This window comes from Phycicoccus endophyticus (genome assembly GCF_011326735.1).
GTDB classification, from domain to species: Bacteria; Actinomycetota; Actinomycetes; order Actinomycetales; family Dermatophilaceae; genus Phycicoccus; species Phycicoccus endophyticus.
In genome coordinates this window covers 260836-278114 of sequence record NZ_JAANCN010000003.1, presented here as the reverse complement: position 1 = coordinate 278114, position 17279 = coordinate 260836, and the positions used below count along the sequence as shown (strand labels likewise).

The 17279-nt window shown below is 75.3% G+C and carries 19 protein-coding genes; 15 read left to right on the top strand and 4 right to left on the bottom strand.

The features are described 5' to 3' along the window. The 7 genes from G8D98_RS05890 to hemB form a co-directional block, all read left to right on the top strand. Positions 1-1056 (top strand): lysophospholipid acyltransferase family protein (locus tag G8D98_RS05890; RefSeq protein WP_338088740.1); only part of this gene is annotated, 1056 nt, incomplete at its 5' end. Between the two features lie 8 nt (positions 1057-1064). Further along, positions 1065-1325, top strand: a complete 261-nt coding sequence (locus tag G8D98_RS05885; RefSeq protein ID WP_166100276.1) for a glutaredoxin family protein — start codon at positions 1065-1067, stop codon at positions 1323-1325. A gap of 180 nt (positions 1326-1505) precedes the next feature. Then, complete coding sequence (locus G8D98_RS05880; protein WP_166100273.1) at positions 1506-2171, top strand: redox-sensing transcriptional repressor Rex; 666 nt, start codon at positions 1506-1508, stop codon at positions 2169-2171. Further along, the gene (locus G8D98_RS05875) at positions 2168-3478 is read left to right on the top strand and encodes a glutamyl-tRNA reductase (RefSeq protein WP_166100270.1); all 1311 of its coding nucleotides are present in this window, start codon (positions 2168-2170) and stop codon (positions 3476-3478) included. Before G8D98_RS05880 ends, G8D98_RS05875 begins: the two co-directional genes overlap by 4 nt. Beyond that, positions 3475-4425 carry a hydroxymethylbilane synthase gene (hemC, locus tag G8D98_RS05870; protein ID WP_166100268.1) on the top strand — a complete coding sequence of 317 codons (951 nt, stop codon included), beginning with the start codon at positions 3475-3477 and terminating at the stop codon, positions 4423-4425. The genes G8D98_RS05875 and hemC overlap by 4 nt, the downstream gene beginning before the upstream one ends. After that, positions 4422-6044, top strand: a complete 1623-nt coding sequence (locus G8D98_RS05865) for a bifunctional uroporphyrinogen-III C-methyltransferase/uroporphyrinogen-III synthase (protein WP_166100265.1) — start codon at positions 4422-4424, stop codon at positions 6042-6044. Before hemC ends, G8D98_RS05865 begins: the two co-directional genes overlap by 4 nt. After that, on the top strand, positions 6041-7039 hold the full coding sequence (hemB, locus tag G8D98_RS05860) for a porphobilinogen synthase (protein ID WP_229661816.1): 999 nt from the start codon (positions 6041-6043) through the stop codon (positions 7037-7039). Before G8D98_RS05865 ends, hemB begins: the two co-directional genes overlap by 4 nt. Before the next feature lie 187 nt (positions 7040-7226). Here the strand turns inward: hemB and G8D98_RS05855 are convergent, their stop codons facing one another. Next, positions 7227-7766 (bottom strand): YceI family protein, encoded by a 540-nt coding sequence (locus G8D98_RS05855; RefSeq protein ID WP_166100263.1) that lies wholly within the window; start codon positions 7764-7766, stop codon positions 7227-7229. Between the two features lie 112 nt (positions 7767-7878). Here G8D98_RS05855 and G8D98_RS05850 point away from each other — a divergent pair, with 112 nt between their 5' ends. From G8D98_RS05850 to G8D98_RS05815, 8 genes are read left to right on the top strand one after another with little or no spacing between them, the layout of a single operon-like run. Next, positions 7879-8370 carry a MarR family winged helix-turn-helix transcriptional regulator gene (locus G8D98_RS05850; protein ID WP_166100261.1) on the top strand — a complete coding sequence of 164 codons (492 nt, stop codon included), beginning with the start codon at positions 7879-7881 and terminating at the stop codon, positions 8368-8370. A 34-nt stretch (positions 8371-8404) separates the two neighbouring features. Beyond that, positions 8405-9730, top strand: a complete 1326-nt coding sequence (gene hemL, locus G8D98_RS05845; protein WP_166100258.1) for a glutamate-1-semialdehyde 2,1-aminomutase — start codon at positions 8405-8407, stop codon at positions 9728-9730. Positions 9731-9790: 60 nt separating this feature from the next. Beyond that, complete coding sequence (locus tag G8D98_RS05840) at positions 9791-10465, top strand: histidine phosphatase family protein (protein ID WP_166100255.1); 675 nt, start codon at positions 9791-9793, stop codon at positions 10463-10465. After that, the gene (locus G8D98_RS05835; protein ID WP_166100253.1) at positions 10462-11055 is read left to right on the top strand and encodes a TlpA family protein disulfide reductase; all 594 of its coding nucleotides are present in this window, start codon (positions 10462-10464) and stop codon (positions 11053-11055) included. The genes G8D98_RS05840 and G8D98_RS05835 overlap by 4 nt, the downstream gene beginning before the upstream one ends. Continuing rightward, a complete protein-coding gene (locus G8D98_RS05830) occupies positions 11052-11813 on the top strand; it encodes a cytochrome c biogenesis CcdA family protein (protein WP_166100251.1) in 762 nt (253 codons plus the stop codon). The genes G8D98_RS05835 and G8D98_RS05830 overlap by 4 nt, the downstream gene beginning before the upstream one ends. Then, a complete protein-coding gene (gene resB / locus G8D98_RS05825) occupies positions 11810-13420 on the top strand; it encodes a cytochrome c biogenesis protein ResB (RefSeq protein WP_229661815.1) in 1611 nt (536 codons plus the stop codon). Before G8D98_RS05830 ends, resB begins: the two co-directional genes overlap by 4 nt. After that, the gene (gene ccsB, locus G8D98_RS05820; RefSeq protein WP_166100248.1) at positions 13417-14457 is read left to right on the top strand and encodes a c-type cytochrome biogenesis protein CcsB; all 1041 of its coding nucleotides are present in this window, start codon (positions 13417-13419) and stop codon (positions 14455-14457) included. The genes resB and ccsB overlap by 4 nt, the downstream gene beginning before the upstream one ends. Continuing rightward, on the top strand, positions 14454-14783 hold the full coding sequence (locus G8D98_RS05815; RefSeq protein ID WP_166100245.1) for a DUF4229 domain-containing protein: 330 nt from the start codon (positions 14454-14456) through the stop codon (positions 14781-14783). Before ccsB ends, G8D98_RS05815 begins: the two co-directional genes overlap by 4 nt. Positions 14784-14820: 37 nt before the next feature. On the opposite strand, the gene G8D98_RS05810 is transcribed toward G8D98_RS05815, so the two are convergent. Genes G8D98_RS05810 through menE form a run of 3 tightly spaced genes read right to left on the bottom strand, consistent with a single transcriptional unit; the run spans position 14821 to position 17192 of the window. Further along, positions 14821-15705 (bottom strand): 1,4-dihydroxy-2-naphthoate polyprenyltransferase, encoded by an 885-nt coding sequence (locus G8D98_RS05810; protein WP_166100242.1) that lies wholly within the window; start codon positions 15703-15705, stop codon positions 14821-14823. Positions 15706-15712: 7 nt separating this feature from the next. After that, complete coding sequence (locus tag G8D98_RS05805) at positions 15713-16024, bottom strand: PLDc N-terminal domain-containing protein (protein ID WP_166100239.1); 312 nt, start codon at positions 16022-16024, stop codon at positions 15713-15715. 4 nt (positions 16025-16028) lie between these two features. After that, a complete protein-coding gene (gene menE / locus G8D98_RS05800) occupies positions 16029-17192 on the bottom strand; it encodes an o-succinylbenzoate--CoA ligase (protein WP_166100237.1) in 1164 nt (387 codons plus the stop codon). Positions 17193-17279 lie beyond the last annotated feature (87 nt).

The window sequence follows — 17279 nt, the reverse complement described above, 5'->3', positions numbered from 1 at the left end:
GAGGCGGCGGCCCGGCCCCGCCTGCGCCTGGCCGAGCCCGCCGCGCCGGCCCCGGGGGAGTCCGGGCCGTCCGGGGCCGAGGCCGCGCCCCCGTTGGACCCGACGGTGACCGGCGCACCGGGCCGCTCCGGGCTGCCCGTGCCCGACCTCGCCGACCTCGTGGAGGCCCTCGTCGGGGCGCTGCGGCTCGCCGCCGAGGCGGCCGGGGTCGAGCCCGAGGACGTGGAGCGCCGGGTCGCGCAGGTCCTGGCCTACCTGCGCCGGCGGGTCGAGGGTGACTACACCGTCGACGACTTCGGCTTCGACGAGGACTTCACCGAGCACGTCTTCTACCCGCTGCTCCGGCCCCTGTACCGGCACTGGTTCCGCGTCGAGGTGCGCGGCATCGAGAACATCCCCGCCGAGGGCCCCGCCCTCGTGGTCTCCAACCACTCCGGCACGGTGGCCCTGGACTCGCTCATGGTGCAGCTGGCCATCCACGACGAGCACCCGGCGCACCGGACCATGCGGGCGCTCGGGGCCGACCTGCTCTTCCAGACCCCGGTCGTCAGTGCCGTCGCGCGCCGTTCGGGGTCGACCCTGGCCGCCCACGAGGACGCCGAGCGGCTCTTCCGCGGGGGTGAGCTCGTCGGGGTCTTCCCCGAGGGGTTCAAGGGCATCGGCAAGCCGTTCAGCGAGCGCTACAAGCTGCAGCGGTTCGGCCGGGGCGGGTTCGTCTCGGTCGCCCTGGGCGCCGGGGTGCCGATCGTGCCCTGCTCGGTCGTCGGGGCCGAGGAGATCGCCCCCATCCTCGGCAACATGGGCTCGCTCGCGCGGCTGTTCGGGCTGCCCTACGCCCCGGTGACGCCGACCTTCCCGTGGCTCGGCCCGCTCGGGCTCGTGCCGCTGCCGAGCAAGTGGATCATCGAGTTCGGGACGCCGGTCGAGACGGCGGGGCACGAGCCGGGCGCCGCCGAGGACCCGATGGTCGTCTTCGACCTGACCGACCAGGTCCGCGAGACCATCCAGCAGACCCTGTACGCGCTGCTCACCCAGCGCCGGTCGGTCTTCTTCTGAGGCCGGCGATGAGCGAACCTCCCGTCCGGGTCACCCTCGTCGGCCGCGCCGGCTGCCACCTGTGCGACGTCGCCCGCGAGGTCGTGGCCCGCGTCTGCGCCGACGTCGGTACGGGGTGGGAGGAGGTCGACGTCGACACCGACCCGCAGCTCCTCGCCCGCTGGTCCGAGGAGGTCCCCGTCACCCTCGTCGACGGCCGGCAGCACGACTTCTGGCGGGTCGACGAGGCTCGGCTGCGGGCCGCGCTCGCCACCCCACCGCCCCGCTGAGGCCGGTACCGGCGGGGGCTTCTAGCACACCGTGCCGGTGGAGCATCTCGCAGGGTCGTGCGCAACTTTGTGCCTCCCTTCACAAAGTCGTACGCTGTCGGGGTTCCGCGGTCCTGTGGCCGGCACCGCCCTGCCCGCCGCCCCGCGACCGCAACCTGGGAAAGGAGCCGGTGACCGCTCGTGTCCACCGCAGCAGCCACCCGCCGGGGGGTCCCGGAGGCATCGGTGGCCCGTCTGCCGGTCTACCTGCGGGCCCTGGCCGCCCTCGCCGACGAGGGCACCGAGTCGGTCAGCTCCGAGGAGCTCGCCGCCGCGGCCGGCGTCAGCTCGGCCAAGCTGCGCAAGGACCTCTCCCACCTCGGTAGCTACGGCGTCCGGGGCGTCGGCTACGACGTGGAGCGGCTCGCCTCCGAGATCGCGACCGCGCTCGGGCTCACCCAGGACTGGCCGGTCGCCATCGTCGGGATGGGCAACCTCGGGCGGGCGCTCGCCGCCTACCGCGGCTTCGCCGAACGGGGCTTTCGGGTCATCGCCCTCCTCGACCGCGACCCGCGCGTCGTCGGTGAGCGGGTCTCCGGCTCCCGGGTACGCCCGATGGCCGACCTCGCCGCGCTCGTCGAGGGCGAGGGCCTGGCCATCGGCGTCATCGCGACCCCGCCGGAGAGCGCCCAGGAGGCCTGCGACGCGCTCGTCGCCGCCGGGGTCCGCTCCGTGCTGAACTTCGCCCCCGTCGTCCTCACCGTGCCCGACGCCGTCGTCGTCCGGAAGGTCGACCTCTCGACCGAGCTGCAGATCCTCGCCTTCCACGGGCAGCGGCTCGCCGTCGCCGAGGCGGTGGCGCCGTGAGCCTCGTCGTCCTCGGCCTCTCCCACCACCAGGCCCCGCTCTCGCTCCTGGAGTCGGTCGCCCTCGACGGCTCGGCCGCGACGGCGCTCGAGGCCGACATCCTGCGCTCGGAGCACGTCACCGAGGCGGTCGTGCTCTCCACGTGCAACCGCACCGAGGTCTACGCCGAGTCCCTGACCTTCCACGGTGCGCTGGTCGACGTGACCAACGCCCTGGCCGAGGCCTGCGGGGTCGAACGGGCCGAGCTGCAGCCGCACCTGTACGTGCACTACGAGGACCGCGGCATCTGCCACGCGTTCACCGTCGCCTCCGGGCTGGACTCGATGGCCGTCGGCGAGGCCCAGATCCTCGGGCAGGTGCGCCGCAGCCTCTCGCGGGCCCAGAAGCACGGCCACGTCGGTCCGGCGCTCAACGCGCTGCTCCAGCAGGCCCTGCGGGTCGCCAAGCGGGTGCACTCCGAGACCGAGATCGACCTCGTGAGCGGCTCGCTCGTCCTCGCCGGGCTGACCCGGGCCGAGGCCGTCCTCGGGGGGCTCGGCGCGCGGTCGGTCCTCGTCGTGGGGGCCGGCGGGATGGGCGCCCTCGCCGCGGCGACCGCCGCACGGCACGGCGTCGGAGGGCTCGTCGTCGCCAACCGCGACCCGGACCGCGCCCGCACGGTGGCCGAGCGGGTCGGGGGACGGGCCCGCCCGCTCACCGAGCTGCGCGCGGCCCTCGCCGAGGCCGACGTCGTCCTCGCCTCGACCGGTGCCCGGGGGCGGGTCGTCACCGCCGCCGACGCCGGCGCGGCGCTGGCGGCCCGCGACGGGCGCCCGCAGGTGTACGTCGACCTCGCTCTGCCGCACGACGTCGACGTCGACGTCGCCGCGCTGGCGGGCGCCACCCGCGTCGGCCTCGCCGAGCTCGGGGAGGACCTCGCCGAGGCCGGTTCGGCGCCTCAGGTCGCGGTCGCCAACGAGCTCGTGACCGCCGAGGTCGCGGCCTACCTCGTCGAGCGCTCCGCACAGGCGGTCGCCCCGACGGTCACCGCGCTGCGCGCCCGGGCCGGCGAGCTCGTCGCCGCCGAGCTGGCGCGCCTCGAGCGGCGGACCCCGGGGCTGGACGCGGCGGAGCGCGCCGAGGTGCGCCGGGCGGTCGAGCGGGTCGTCGACAAGCTGCTGCACACCCCGACGGTGCGGGTCAAAGAGCTCGCCCAGGAGGGCCAGGGCGGCAGCTACGCCCGGGCGCTCTCGGAGCTGTTCGACCTCGACCCGCGCGACGTCTCGCTCGTCAGCGCCCCGCCCACCCTCCCGGGGGAGGAGCGATGAGCGCCCTGCGGCTCGGCACCCGGCGCTCGGCCCTGGCCCGCACCCAGTCGACGTGGGTGGCCGAGCGGCTGCGCGCGCTCGGGCACGACGTGGAGCTCGTCGAGGTCACCACCGACGGGGACCGTGACCGCACCACCCCCCTCGCCAGCCTCGGCGGCACCGGCGTCTTCGTCTCGGCGCTGCGCGAGGCGCTGGCCGCCGGGGAGGTCGACCTCGCGGTGCACTCGCTCAAGGACCTGCCCACCGCCGCCGACCCGCGGGTCGAGGTCGCCGCCGTCCCCGTGCGCGAGGACGTGCGCGACGCCCTCGTCGCCCGGGACGGGCTCACCCTCGGCCAGCTGCCCGCCGGGGCCACCGTCGGCACCGGGTCGCCGCGCCGGCGCGCCCAGCTCGCGGCGCTCGGCCTGGGGCTGCAGCTCACCGAGCTGCGCGGCAACGTCGACACCCGGCTCCGTGCCGTGAGCGAGGGCCGGCTCGACGCCGTCGTCCTCGCGGCGGCCGGGCTGCGCCGCCTCGGCCGCGCCGCCGAGGTGACCGAGCTGCTCGACCCCCTCCAGGTGCTGCCGGCCCCCGGGCAGGGCGCCCTGGCCGTCGAGGTCCGCCGCGGCACCGAGGACGTCCGCGCCGCCGTGGCGACCCTCGAGGACGCCGAGGCCCGCGCCTGCGTCACCGCCGAGCGTGCCCTGCTCGGCGAGCTCGAGGCCGGCTGCTCGGCACCCGTCGGCGCCCTCGCCGAGGTCGTCGAGGGGGTGGACGGCCCCGAGCTGTCGCTGCGAGCGGTCGTCGCCGCCCCCGACGGCTCGGCCGACCTGCGCCGGTCCCTGACCGGCGACCCGGCCGCCGCGGCCGAGCTCGGCCGCCGGCTGGCCCGCCTCCTCCTCGAGGACGGCGCCGCAGAACTCATGCCCACGTCCACCGACCGACTTCTCACGGAGCGTGCCCAGTGAGCACCACGCGCTCGACCACCCCGTCCACCTCCCGCGTCCCCGCGCGCGTCGCCTTCGTCGGCGGCGGCCCCGGCGACCCCGGGCTGCTCACGGTCCGTGCGGCCGAGCTGCTCGCGGCGGCCGACGCCGTCGTCATCGACCAGGTCGCCCGCGAGGAGCTCGCCCTGCGGCACGCCCGCCCGGACGTCGAGGTCATCGACGCCGGCCACGGTGACCACGGGGAGCGGCTGACCCAGGCCTCCCGGGCCAAGCTCGTCGTGCGGGCCGCCAAGGCCCACCCCGGCGGGCTCGTCGTCCGGCTCATGGACGGTGACCCGGCGGTGTTCAACGGGCTCGCCGAGGAGGCCCAGGCGCTCACCAAGGCGGGGATCGCGCTCGAGATGGTCCCCGGCGTCAGCAGCCTCACCGCGGTACCGGCCTACGCGGGCGTGCCGCTGACGACCAAGTCCACCTCGGCCGTCCACGTCCTCGCCGCCGGTGCGGCGTCCCCGGACGTCTCCGGTGGCCTCGACCCCGCGGCCACCGTCGTCGTCCTCGGGGCTCCCGACCGGGCCGCCCGCACCCTCGCCGCCCTGCTCGAAGCCGGGCGGGAGGCCTCCACCCCGGTGGCCGTGACCGAGCGCGGGACGAGCACCGAGCAGCGGACGGTCGTCACGACCCTCGGCGAGGCGCCGGAGGTGATGGCGTCCGGGCGGTTCCCCGTGCTCGCCGTCGTCGGCGACACCGTGCCGCTGCGCGAGACCCTCTCGTGGTTCGAGACCAAGCCGCTGTACGGCTGGTCGGTCCTCGTCCCGCGGACCAAGGAGCAGTCCGGGTCGATGACCGCGCGCCTGGAGCACCACGGCGCGCACGCCGAGATCGTCCCGACGATCTCGGTCGAGCCGCCGAGGACCCCGCAGCAGCTCGAGCGGGCGGTCAAGGGCATGGTCACCGGCCGGTACGAGTGGGTCGGCTTCACGTCGGTCAACGCCGTGCGGGCCATCCGCGAGAAGTTCGACGAGTTCGGTCTGGACGCCCGCTCCTTCGCCGGGCTCAAGGTCGCCGCCGTCGGCGGCGTCACGGCCGAGGCGCTGCGCGAGTGGGGCATCAACCCCGACCTCGTCCCGGTCGAGGAGCAGTCCGCCCGCGGGCTGCTCGAGGTCTGGCCGCCGTTCGACGCCGACCTCGACCCGATCAACCGGGTCTTCCTGCCCCGGGCCGACATCGCGACCGACACCCTCGTCGCGGGGCTGCAGGAGACCGGCTGGGAGGTCGACGACGTCACCGCGTACCGGACGGTGCGGGCCGCCCCGCCCGCCGCGCCGGTGCGGGACGCCATCAAGGCCGGTGCCTTCGACGCCGTCCTGTTCACCTCGAGCTCGACGGTGCGCAACCTCGTCGGGATCGCCGGCAAGCCGCACCCGAGCACCGTCATCGCCTGCATCGGCCCGGCGACCGCCAAGACCGCCGAGGAGCACGGCCTGCGGGTCGACGTCCTCGCGCCGGAGCCGAGCGCGGTCGCCCTCGTCGACGCGCTCGCCGACCACGGGCGATCGCTCGCGCTCGACGCCGCCGAGGCGGGCGAGCAGGTGGTCCGGCCGAGCCAGCGCCGCAGCGGCGGCCGGAAGCGCGCGACGTGACCGGGGCGCTCCCGCTGCCGGGCGCCCCCTTCCCGGCCGGCCGGCCGCGCCGGCTGCGGCGGACGCCTGCGCTGCGCCGGCTCGTCACCGAGACCCGGCTGCACCCCGCCGAGCTCGTCCTGCCCGTCTTCGTCCGCGAGGGCGTCGAGCAGCCCGTGCCCGTCGAGGCGATGCCGGGGGTGGTCCAGCACACCCTGGACTCCGTCGTCAAGGAGGCCCGGCGGTGCGTCGCGGCCGGGCTCGGCGGCATCATGCTCTTCGGGGTGCCCGAGGCCAAGGACGCCTGCGGGTCGGGGGCCGACGCCGAGGACGGCATCCTCAACCTCGCCCTGCGGCGGGTCGTCGAGGCCGTGGGCGAGGACCTCGTCGTCATGGCCGACCTGTGCCTCGACGAGTTCACCGACCACGGGCACTGCGGGGTGCTCGCCGCCGACGGCACGGTCGACAACGACGCGACCCTGGAGCGGTACGCCTCGATGGCGCTGGCCCAGGCCGCGACCGGCGCCGCGGTGCTCGGCCTGTCCGGGATGATGGACGGCCAGGTGGGACACGTCCGGACGGCCCTGGACGACGCCGGGTTCCGGGACACGGCGATCCTCGCCTACGCGGCGAAGTACACCTCGGGGCTCTACGGGCCCTTCCGGGAGGCGGTGCGCTCCTCGCTCGTCGGCGACCGGGCCAGCTACCAGCAGGACCCGGCCAACGGCCGTGAGGCCCTGCGCGAGCTCGAGGCCGACGTCGCCGAGGGCGCCGACATCGTCATGGTCAAGCCCGCCGGCCCGCACCTCGACGTGGTCGCCGCCGCTGCTGCGCTCTCGCCCGTGCCCGTCGCGGCCTACCAGATCTCGGGGGAGTACTCGCAGATCGTCGCGGCGGCCGAGCGCGGCTGGGTCGAGCGCGACCGGGTCGTCGACGAGTCGGTGCTCGGCATCCGCCGGGCCGGGGCGAGCATCGTCCTCACGTACTTCGCCCTCGAGGTCGCCGCCCGCCTCTGAGCGCGCGCCCCCTTACCCCCTACCCACCCCCCCAACCCACCCCCCCATCCCGCCTCGAGTGCGCAGGTGGTCGCCAGAGCGACCACCTGCGCACTCGAGGCGGGAAATAGAGGGGGGGAGAGACGTCGAGGCCGGCGTCGCACCCCCCTACGGGGCGACGCCGGCCTCGACGGGTCCGGGGGGTTGCTCAGGCCTGCTTGGCGAGCTGGAGGTCGATGACGACCTTGACCTTCTCGGAGACGAGGACGCCGCCCTTCTCCAGCGGGGCGTTCCAGGTCAGGCCCCAGTCGGTGCGGTCGATCTCGCCCTCGGCCTCGAAGGCGGCCTTCTCGTTGCCCCACGGGTCGGTGGCGACGCCGCCGAAGTCGACCTCGAGGGTGACCGGCTTGGTCACGCCCTTGATCGTCAGGTCACCGGTGAGGGTCGTGCCGTCGAAGGACGTCGAGCGGAAGGTCATGTGGGGGTGGTTGTCGACGTCGAAGAAGTCGCCGCCGCGCAGGTGGGCGTCACGGTCGGGCGTGCCGGTGGAGACCGAGCCGGTCCCGATGGTGACCTCGGCGGTGGAGTCGGCGAGGTTCTCCCCGACGACGACGGTGCCGCTGACGTCGGTGAACGAGCCACGCACCTTGCTCACCATGAGGTGACGCGCGACGAAGCCGACCTCGGTGTGCGTCGGGTCGATGGTCCAGGTGCCGGCGCTCAGGCCGGTCAGGGTGTCGGTGCTCATGTGCTGCTCCTTCGATGAGGGGGTCTAGTTGACGCTTCAACTATGCACGACGCGGATCTGTTCCGCACCCCGGGGCCACGAGGGCGGGCCAGGCGCGTGGGACGATGGCCGGATGGACGAGGGCGTGCGCTGGCTCAGCGCGCAGGAGCAGCAGTGGTGGCGCGCCTACCTGCGAGCCACCCGCGAGCTCGACCTCGCCCTCGACCGCGACCTGCAGTGCCTCGGGCTCAGCCTCTCGGAGTACGAGCTGCTCTCCATGCTCTCCGAGGCGGAGGGCGCGCGGCTACGGATGTCGGCGCTCGCCGCGCTCATCGTCCAGTCCCGCAGCCGGGTCACGCACACCGCGGCTCGGCTCGAGCGCCGGGGCTGGGTACGCCGCTCGCCGGCACCCGACGACGGCCGAGGCGTGCTGCTGGAGCTGACCGAGCAGGGCCGCGACGCGCTCGAGGGCTTCGCCGTGGCCCACGTGGCGAGCGTGCGCCGGCATCTCGTCGACGTGCTCACCCCGCAGCAGCTGCGTGGCCTCGGCGAGGCGATGCAGGCCGTCCGGGACGCGTACGCGCAGGACCCCACCACCCCGGCCGAGCCGGCGGGACCCTGCTGAGCCCCCGGGACCCCGCCGCACCGACAATGGAGGGGTGACCGACCACCCTGCCGCCCCGTCCGCCGGTGACGACGCCCCCGCCTCCGCCGCACTCCTCGCCCGTGCCCGGGCGGTGACCCCGGGAGGGGTGAACAGCCCGGTCCGCGCCTTCCGGTCGGTCGGCGGCACGCCCCGGTTCATGGCCCGAGGGTCCGGACCCCTGCTCACCGACGCCGACGGGCGCGAGTACGTCGACCTCGTCGGCAGCTGGGGGCCGATGATCCTCGGGCACGCCCACCCGGCGGTCCTCGAGGCCGTCCACGACGCGGCGTCCCGGGGGACCTCCTTCGGCACCCCGAGCGAGAACGAGGTCGCCCTCGCCGAGGAGATCGTGCGTCGGGTCCCCCCGGTGGACCAGGTGCGGCTCGTCTCGAGCGGGACGGAGGCCACGATGAGCGCGATCCGGCTGGCCCGGGGGTTCACCGGACGCTCCCTCGTCGTGAAGTTCGCCGGTCACTACCACGGGCACGTCGACTCCCTCCTCGTCGCGGCGGGGTCGGGGGTCGCGACCCTGGCCCTGCCCGACTCCGCCGGCGTGCCCTCCGAGATGGCGGCCGAGACCCTCGTCCTGCCCTACAACGACGTCGCCGCCCTCGAGCAGGCCTTCGCCGAGCGGGGCGAGCAGGTCGCGTGCGTCATCACCGAGGCCGCCGCGGGCAACATGGGGGCGGTCCCCCCGGCGCCCGGGTTCACCGAGGCGCTGCGCCGGGTGACCGCCGAGCACGGCGCGCTGCTCGTGTCCGACGAGGTGATGACCGGCTTCCGGTGCAGCCGCGCCGGCTGGTGGGGGTACGAGGACGTCGACGTGCGGCCGGACCTGCTCACCTTCGGCAAGGTGATGGGCGGAGGCTTCCCCGCCGCGGCGTTCGGCGGGCGCGCCGACGTCATGGCCCTGCTCGCACCCGACGGGCCGGTCTACCAGGCGGGCACGCTCTCGGGGAACCCGGTGGCCACGGCCGCCGGGCTGGCCACCCTGCAGCACTGCGACGAGGCGGTGTACGCCCGGCTCGCCGAGGTGGCCGGCACCCTCGGCGGGGCGGTCTCCGAGGCCCTCTCGAGCGCCGGGGTCGCGCACCGGGTGCAGTCCGCGTCCTCGATGTTCTCGGTCTTCTTCCGCGAGGGCGAGGTGCGCGACTACGACGACGCCCGGGACCAGGACACCGCGGCCTTCGCCCGGTTCTTCCACGCCATGCTCGACGCCGGGGTCTACCTGCCACCGAGCGCCTACGAGTGCTGGTTCGTCTCCGCCGCCCACGACGACGCAGCGGTCGAGCGGATCCTGGCGGCCCTGCCCGCCGCGGCGGCCGCCGCGGCCGGCTGAGGGCGCCGGGAAGCGCCACCCGGTCCGCGGCACTCAGGCGGGTTTGCGACAATCCCGGCCATGACCTCCTCCCCGGGCGGCGCCGCGCCGACCGAGCCGCGGCGCACGACGGTGCACCTGCTGCGGCACGGGGAGGTGCACAACCCCGGGCACGTCCTCTACGGCCGGCTGCCCGGCTACCACCTCTCCGAGCTCGGGCGCCGGATGGCAGACCTGGCCGCCGAGCACCTCGCGGACCACGACGTCGTCCACGTCGTCTCGAGCCCGCTCGAGCGCGCCCAGGAGACCGCAGCCCCGGTCGCGGCCGCCCACGGCCTCGAGACGACCCTCGACGAACGGCTGATCGAGGCCGAGAACGCCTTCGAGGGCCTGCCCGTGGCCGGCGGGCGGGGGCTGTTGCGCCATCCCAGGCTCTGGCCGCGGATGCTCAACCCGCTGCGCCCGTCGTGGGGGGAGCCCTACCCGGCCGTCGTCGAGCGGATGCGCGACGCGGTCCTCGACGCGCGGGCGGCGGCCTACGGCCACGAGGCGGTCCTCGTGAGCCACCAGGCGCCGATCTGGATGATCCGGCTGGCCACCGAAGGCCGCTCCCTCGTGCACAACCCCGGGCGGCGGGAGTGCTCGCTGGCCAGCCTGACCTCGCTGACCTTCCTCGGCGAGGAGCTGCTCTCGCTCGCCTACTGCGAGCCCGCTGCGGCGCTCCTGCCGCTGGCGCACAAGGGAGCCGGCGCGTGACCCCCTCCCGCCGGGTGCTCGTCGGCCTCGCCGGCCTCGCCGCGCTCGCGCTCGCCGGCTGCACGGAGGACCCGAACTCCGTCGCGGCCCAGGCCAAGGCGGGCGACCAGAAGGGCTACGTCTCCGGTGACGGCACCGTCGAGACCATCCCCGAGGCACAGCGCGACGAGCCGGTGACGATGTCGGGCAGCCTGCTCGACGGCACCTCCTGGGACATCGCCTCCACGCGCGGTGAGGTGCTCGTGCTCAACGTGTGGGGCTCGTGGTGCGCGCCGTGCGTCGCCGAGGCCCCCGACCTGCAGAAGGCGTGGGAGCAGGTCCAGCAGGAGAAGGTGCCCGCGCAGTTCGTCGGCATCGACTTCCGCGAGGAGGCCGAGCGGGGCGCGGCGTTCGCCCAGAAGGCCGGTGTCACCTACCCCAGCCTCACCGACGAGTCGGGCGTGCTCGTCCTCAGGCTCCAGGGCAAGGCGCCGACGGTGCCGACGACCCTCGTCCTCGACCCGAAGGGGCGCATCGCCGCCCGCGTCAACGGCCCGGTCGACACGAGCACCCTCACCGGGCTCGTCGACGACGTGGTCGCGCAGTCGTGACGGCCGCCCTCGCGAGCGCCGCCGGGGACGCGGTGACCAGCGGTGCCCTGCCGCTCGCGGTGGGGGTCGCCGCCCTCGCCGGGCTCGTGTCGTTCGCGAGCCCCTGCGTGCTGCCGCTCGTCCCCGGGTTCCTCGGCTACGTCACGGGCCTCACCGGGGAGGCAGCGGACGAGCGTGCGCGCGGCCGCACCCTCGCCGGCGCGTTGCTGTTCGTCGCCGGGTTCACCGCCGTCTTCGTCCTCGGGTCGCTGTTCGTCACCGGCGCCGGGCGGGTCCTCGTCGAGCAGCGGGGGGTGCTCATGCGCGTCGGTGGGGCGCTCGTCGTGCTCATGGGCCTGGTCTTCGTCGGCCTCGGCACCCAGCGGGAGGTCCGCCTCCACTGGCGCCCGCGGGCCGGGCTGCTCGGTGCACCCCTCCTCGGCGCGGTCTTCGCGCTCGGCTGGGCCCCGTGCACCGGGCCGACCCTCGCCGCCGTCCTCGTCATGGCCACGGCGACCACCGACCCGCAGCTGGCGCGCGGCGTCACCCTCGCGGTCGCCTACGGCCTGGGTCTCGGGGTGCCCTTCCTCCTCGTCGCCGCCGGCCTGGACCGGGCCGGCCGGGCCTCGGGGTGGCTGCGGCGGCACACCCGCACCATCCAGGTGCTCGGCGGGGCACTCCTCATGGCCGTCGGGCTGCTCCTGCTCACCGGCGTCTGGGAGGACCTCAACCGCTGGGTGCAGACCGAGCTGGTCTCCGGGTTCGAGGTGTCGCTGTGAGCACGACGCGTGACACGCCCCTGAGCACCCAGCCGCTGCCGGACGACGGAGGCCGGGGGCCGGGGGCGCCGCTCGCCCAGCCCCGTCTCGGGCCGCGCGGCTGGCTGCGCTTCCTGTGGCGCCAGCTGACGAGCATGCGCACGGCGCTCTTCCTCCTCCTCCTGCTCGCCGTCGCCGCGATCCCCGGCTCGACCTTCCCGCAGCGCTCCATCGACGCGACGCGCACCGCCCAGTGGATCACCGAGCACCCGAGCGCCGGGCCCCTGCTCGACCGGCTCGGCTTCTTCGAGGTCTACGCCTCGCCGTGGTTCGCCGCGGTCTACCTCCTGCTGTTCGTCTCGCTCATCGGCTGTGTCGTGCCGCGCACCCGGATCCACTGGCACCAGCTGCGGTCGCGCCCGCCGCGTGCCCCGCGACGCCTCGAGCGGCTGCCGGCGCACGCCGAGGAGACCCTCGACGGGACGCCGGAGGAGGTGCGCGAGCGTCTCCGCGAGAGCCTGCGCCGCCGTCGCTACCGGGTGCACGCCCACGACGACACGACGCTCTCGGCGGAGAAGGGCTACGCCCGGGAGACCGGCAACCTCGTCTTCCACCTCGCGCTCGTCGGGGTCCTCGTCGGCGTCGCCTGGGGGCACCTGCTCGGCTGGAAGGGCGACGTCATCGTCCCCGTCGGGCAGACCTTCGCGAACACGCTCTCGCGCTACGACACGTTCAGCCCGGGGCCCTGGGTCGACCCGAACGACCTGGCGCCCTACACGATCCGGCTCGACGCGATGGACGTGACCTTCGAGACCGAGGACACCGGGCGGGGCCAGTTCGGGATGCCCCGCGACTTCCGGGCGAGCACGACCTTCACCGACGCGGACGGGAGCTCCTCGAGGCGCGAGATCTCCGTCAACCACCCGCTGGAGACGGGCGCGGGGTCGGTCTTCCTCCTCGGCAACGGGTACGCCCCGCACATCACGGTCAAGGACGCCGACGGCACGGTCGTGTACTCCGACGCCACCCCCTTTCTCGCGCAGGACAACAACTACACCTCGGTGGGCGCGGTCAAGGTGCCCGGCGCCGAGCCCGACGACCTCGGGTTCGCGGGGTTCTTCCTGCCGACGGGGGTCATCGACGACGAGAGCGGCCCGCACTCGGTCTTTCCCGACACCCTCGACCCGCAGCTCGTGCTCACCGCCTTCAGCGGCGAGCTGTTCCCGGACGGCACACCCCAGTCGGTCTACACCCTCGACACGACCGCGATGACGCCGCTGAAGGGCAAGGACGGCGCGGACCAGCTGCGCATCCTCCTGCGTCCCGGCGAGTCCTACGAGCTGCCCGGCAACCGGGGCACGGTCACCTTCGACGGCGTCGAGCGTTTCGCGGGCCTGTCGATCCGTACCGACCCGGGCAAGACCCTCACCCTCGTCTCGGCGCTGCTCGCGCTCGCCGGGCTCGTCCTCAGCCTCGTCGTCCGGCGGCGGCGGGTCTTCGTGCGGGTTGGGCCGGCCGAGGCCCCAGGCCGTACGGTGGTCTCCGTCGGCGGCCTGGCCAAGGACGACGACGAGGGGATGGCCGACGAGGTCGCCGCCGTCCTCACCGCACCCGAAGGAACCCGATGACCGACACCACGTACGCCCAGCTGTCGAACGACGCCGTGTACTCGGCGATCCTCGTCCTCTTCCTCGCCCTCGTCGGGTACGTCGTCTACCTCGCGAAGGTGGCACCGGCACGCGCCCGCGGCGATGCGTCCAGGGCGCCCGCACGCGAGCTGGTCGCCGCCGGTGGCGCCCTCTCGAGCACTGACGGCGCGCCTGCGTCCGGAACCGCTGACGGCGCCGGGGCGGCGGCAGGCCGGGCCGCCGGCCCCGCGGCGTCCGGCGCGGACGAGGCGGGGGAGGAGTCGCTCGGCGCGCGCAAGGCCGCCGGCATCGCCCGCTCGTTGACCGTCCTCGGGACGCTGCTCCTCGTCGCCGGGGTGGTCCTGCGGGCGGCCGAGGTGCACCGCTGGCCGCTGGGGAACATGTACGAGTTCGCCCTCGCCGGCGCGATGTTCACCCTCCTCGGCTACGTCGCCTGGTCCACGCGGCGCGACCTACGGTGGATGGGCGCCTTCGTCATGGCTCCGGTCCTCGCCGTGCTCGGCTCGGCGGTGAGCGTCTGGTACACCGACGCCTCCGCCCTCATGCCCTCCTTGCGCTCGTACTGGCTGGCCGTGCACGTGACGATCGCGACGCTCTCGGTCGCGGTCTTCACCCTCGGCGCGGTCGCCGGGGTGCTCTACCTCCTCCAGGACCGCATCGAGTCCCGGGCCGGGGCGGGCGGCTCGTTCATGACCCGGCTGCCCCCCGGCCGGGGCCTGGAGCGGATGGCGTACTCGGCGCACGTCGTGGCCTTCCCGCTGTGGACCTTCACCGTCATCGCCGGGGCGATCTGGGCCCGCCAGGCCTGGGGCTCGTACTGGAACTGGGACCCCAAGGAGGTGTGGAGCTTCGTCATCTGGGTCGTCTACGCGGCCTACCTCCACGCCCGCGCGACGAGCGGCTGGAAGCGCCAGAACGCGACGTGGATCGCGCTGGCCGGCTTCGTCTGCCTCATCCTCAACTTCGCCGTGGTCAACGTCTTCGTCGTCGGCCAGCACTCCTACTCCGGGCTGTGAGGGCGCCCGCCACGATGAACGCCGTGCTGCGCTACTCCGTCCTGCGCCTGCTCGTCTTCCTCGGGTGCCTCCTGCTCCTCTGGCTGCTCGGGCTGCGCGACCCCGAGGACTACCTCCTCCTCGTCGTCCTCGCGGCGCTGCTGTCCATGGCCATCTCCTACGTCGCCCTGCGCCGCTTCCGCCAGGACTACTCCGCGCAGCTGGCGGAGTCGCTCGAGCGCCGCTCGGTCGCGCGCCGGGAGCACCAGGCGAGCCACCCGAGCGACGAGGACGTCGAGGACGCCGAGACCGAGGCCGGAACGCCGGACGAGGACGACTTCCGCTGAGGCTCCACCGGGTGAGGCTGCGCCCCCGGGGCGGCGCTCAGCCCAGGGCGGTGCCCACTGCCACGCCGGCGAGCACGAGCACCGCGTAGGCCACCTCGTACAGGCTCGTCGAGGCGATCACCGGGACGAGGGCGGGCCCCGTCGTCCCGGAGCGCACGACGCGCACGCCGCGGGCGGCCAGGGGCGCTGCCACCAGGCCGAGCAGCGCCCACGGCTGCCAGGCGGCCATCACGGCGAGCGCGAGCACCGAGGCGCCGAGCAGCTCGACGTAGAGCGAGCGGGTGCGCTCGTCCCCGAGGCGCACCGCGAGCGTGCGCTTGCCGTGCTCGGTGTCGGTCGGGATGTCGCGCAGGTTGTTCCCGACGAGGATCGCCGAGGCGACCGCACCGACACCGACCGCGCCGGCGAGCCCGAACCACGACACCGCGCCCGCCTGGGTGTACTCGGTCCCGAGCGTGGCCATGAGCCCGAAGAAGACGAAGACGTACACCTCGCCGAGGCCGCGGTAGCCGTAGGGGTTCGTGCCCCCCGTGTAGCGCCAGGCGGCGAGGACGGCGAGCGCGCCGAGAGGCAGCATCACCCAGGCCGACGAGAGCACGACGAGGGCGAGCCCCGCCACGCCGGCGACCCCGAAGGCCGCGAAGGCCGCGCGCTTGACGACCCGCGGCTCGGCGAGCCGCTGGCCGACGAGCCGGACCGGCCCGGCCCGCACCTCGTCGGTGCCGCGGACGCCGTCGGAGTAGTCGTTGGCGTAGTTGACCGCCACCTGGAGGGCGAGCGCGACGAGCAGCGCGAGCACGGCGAGGCCGACGTGCGCGGCCCCGACGCGCACGGCTGCGGCGGTCCCGAGGACCACAGGGGCGACGGCGGCGGGCAGGGTGCGCGGGCGGGCGCCCGCCACCCACTGGGAGGGGGTGGCCATCGCTCGCTCAGAGTCCCTTGAGGAAGTCGGGGTCGTCGTCGGGGCCCCGCGGTGGCCGCTGCGGCGGCTGCTGCCGGTCGCGGGAGCGGCGGTGGTCCTCCCAACGCTGCTGCTGGCCGGCGGCGGGGGCCGAGGCCGAGCGCTCCGGCCGGCCGGCGACGAGCCAGGCGACCGGGCCGACGACCGGGAAGAGCAGGACGAGCAGCACCCAGGCGATCTTCGGCAGGTTGCGGATGACGAGCTCGTCGCTCTGGAGGGCGTCGACGAGGCAGTAGACCGTCAGCGCGAGGCTGAGGAGGTAGGGCAGGTACCGCAGCACGGCGTCATCCTCCCACGGCGAAGAGCGCGGCGACGGCGGCGCGGTCCGGCTTGCCGGGGCCCCGCAGGGGTACCGCGGGGGCGCTGACCACCCGCCGGGGCAGGGCGTGGTCGGGCAGGTGGCCCCGCAGGCGCTCGCGCACCTCGGGCAGGGGGAGCGGCCGGGCCCCGGGCGCCGGGACGAGGAGCAGGCTGACCGCCTGGCCCCACTCGGCGTCGGGGGTGGCGACAGCCACCGCCTCGAGCACCCCGGGCAGGTGCTCGAGCGCGGCCTCCTCGACGCCGCGGGGCGCGACCTTCATCCCGCCGGTGTTGACCAGGTCGTCCAGCCGGCCCTCGACGTGCAGCCGACCGGCGTCGTCGACGTGGCCCGCGTCGTCGGTGCGGAACCAGCGTGAGCCGTCGGGGTCGGTCGTGAAGGAGCGTGCCGTGAGCTCGGGACGGCCGAGGTAGCCGTGCGCGAGCGTCGCACCGCCGAGGTGCACGCGCCCCTCGTCGTCGGTCCGCACGCGAGCCCCGGTCAGGGGGAGGCCGTCGTAGACGCAGCCGCCGGCGGTCTCGCTCATCCCGTAGGTCAGGTGCAGGGTCACCCCGGCCTGTTCGGCCCGTCGCCGCAGGGCCGGCGGCGTGGCCGCACCGCCGACGAGCACCCCCTGCAGCGCCCTGAGCGCCCGGGTCGCCGCGGCGTCGGCGAGCAGGCGGACCAGCTGGGTGGGGACGAGCGAGGTGTAGCCCCGCAGGCCGGGGTCGAGCCGGCCGACCGCGGCGGTGAACGCCGCCGGGGTGAAGCCGTCGCTGAGGTCGGTGGTGACCGGCTCGCTGCCGGCGTCGAGGCTGCGCAGGAGGACCTGGATGCCGGCGACGTGGTGGGCCGGAAGGGTGAGCAGCCACTGCCCGGGGCCCCCGAGCCGCTCGTGGGTGGCACGGGCGCTCGACGCGAGCGCCTGCGAGCCGAGCAGGGCGAGCTTGGGCGACCCGGTCGATCCGGAGGTCCCGACGACGACGGCGAGGTCCTCGGGCAGGGCGCCGACGGGCTCGGGCACGGCCGGGGGAGGCGAGTCGGGCGGGTGGGGGAGCACGGCGCCCTCACCGGCCAGGGCGCGCCGGAGCCGCTCCAGGACGCCGACGGCGGCCCGCCCGGCGGGGACGGGCAGCGGCTCGAGGTCCATGCCGCCACTGTAGGAGCCGGACACCGGCACCCGCGGGCTGGCCACCACCGTCGATCGGCGCGAGGATGGCGGGGTCGCGAGGAGGCG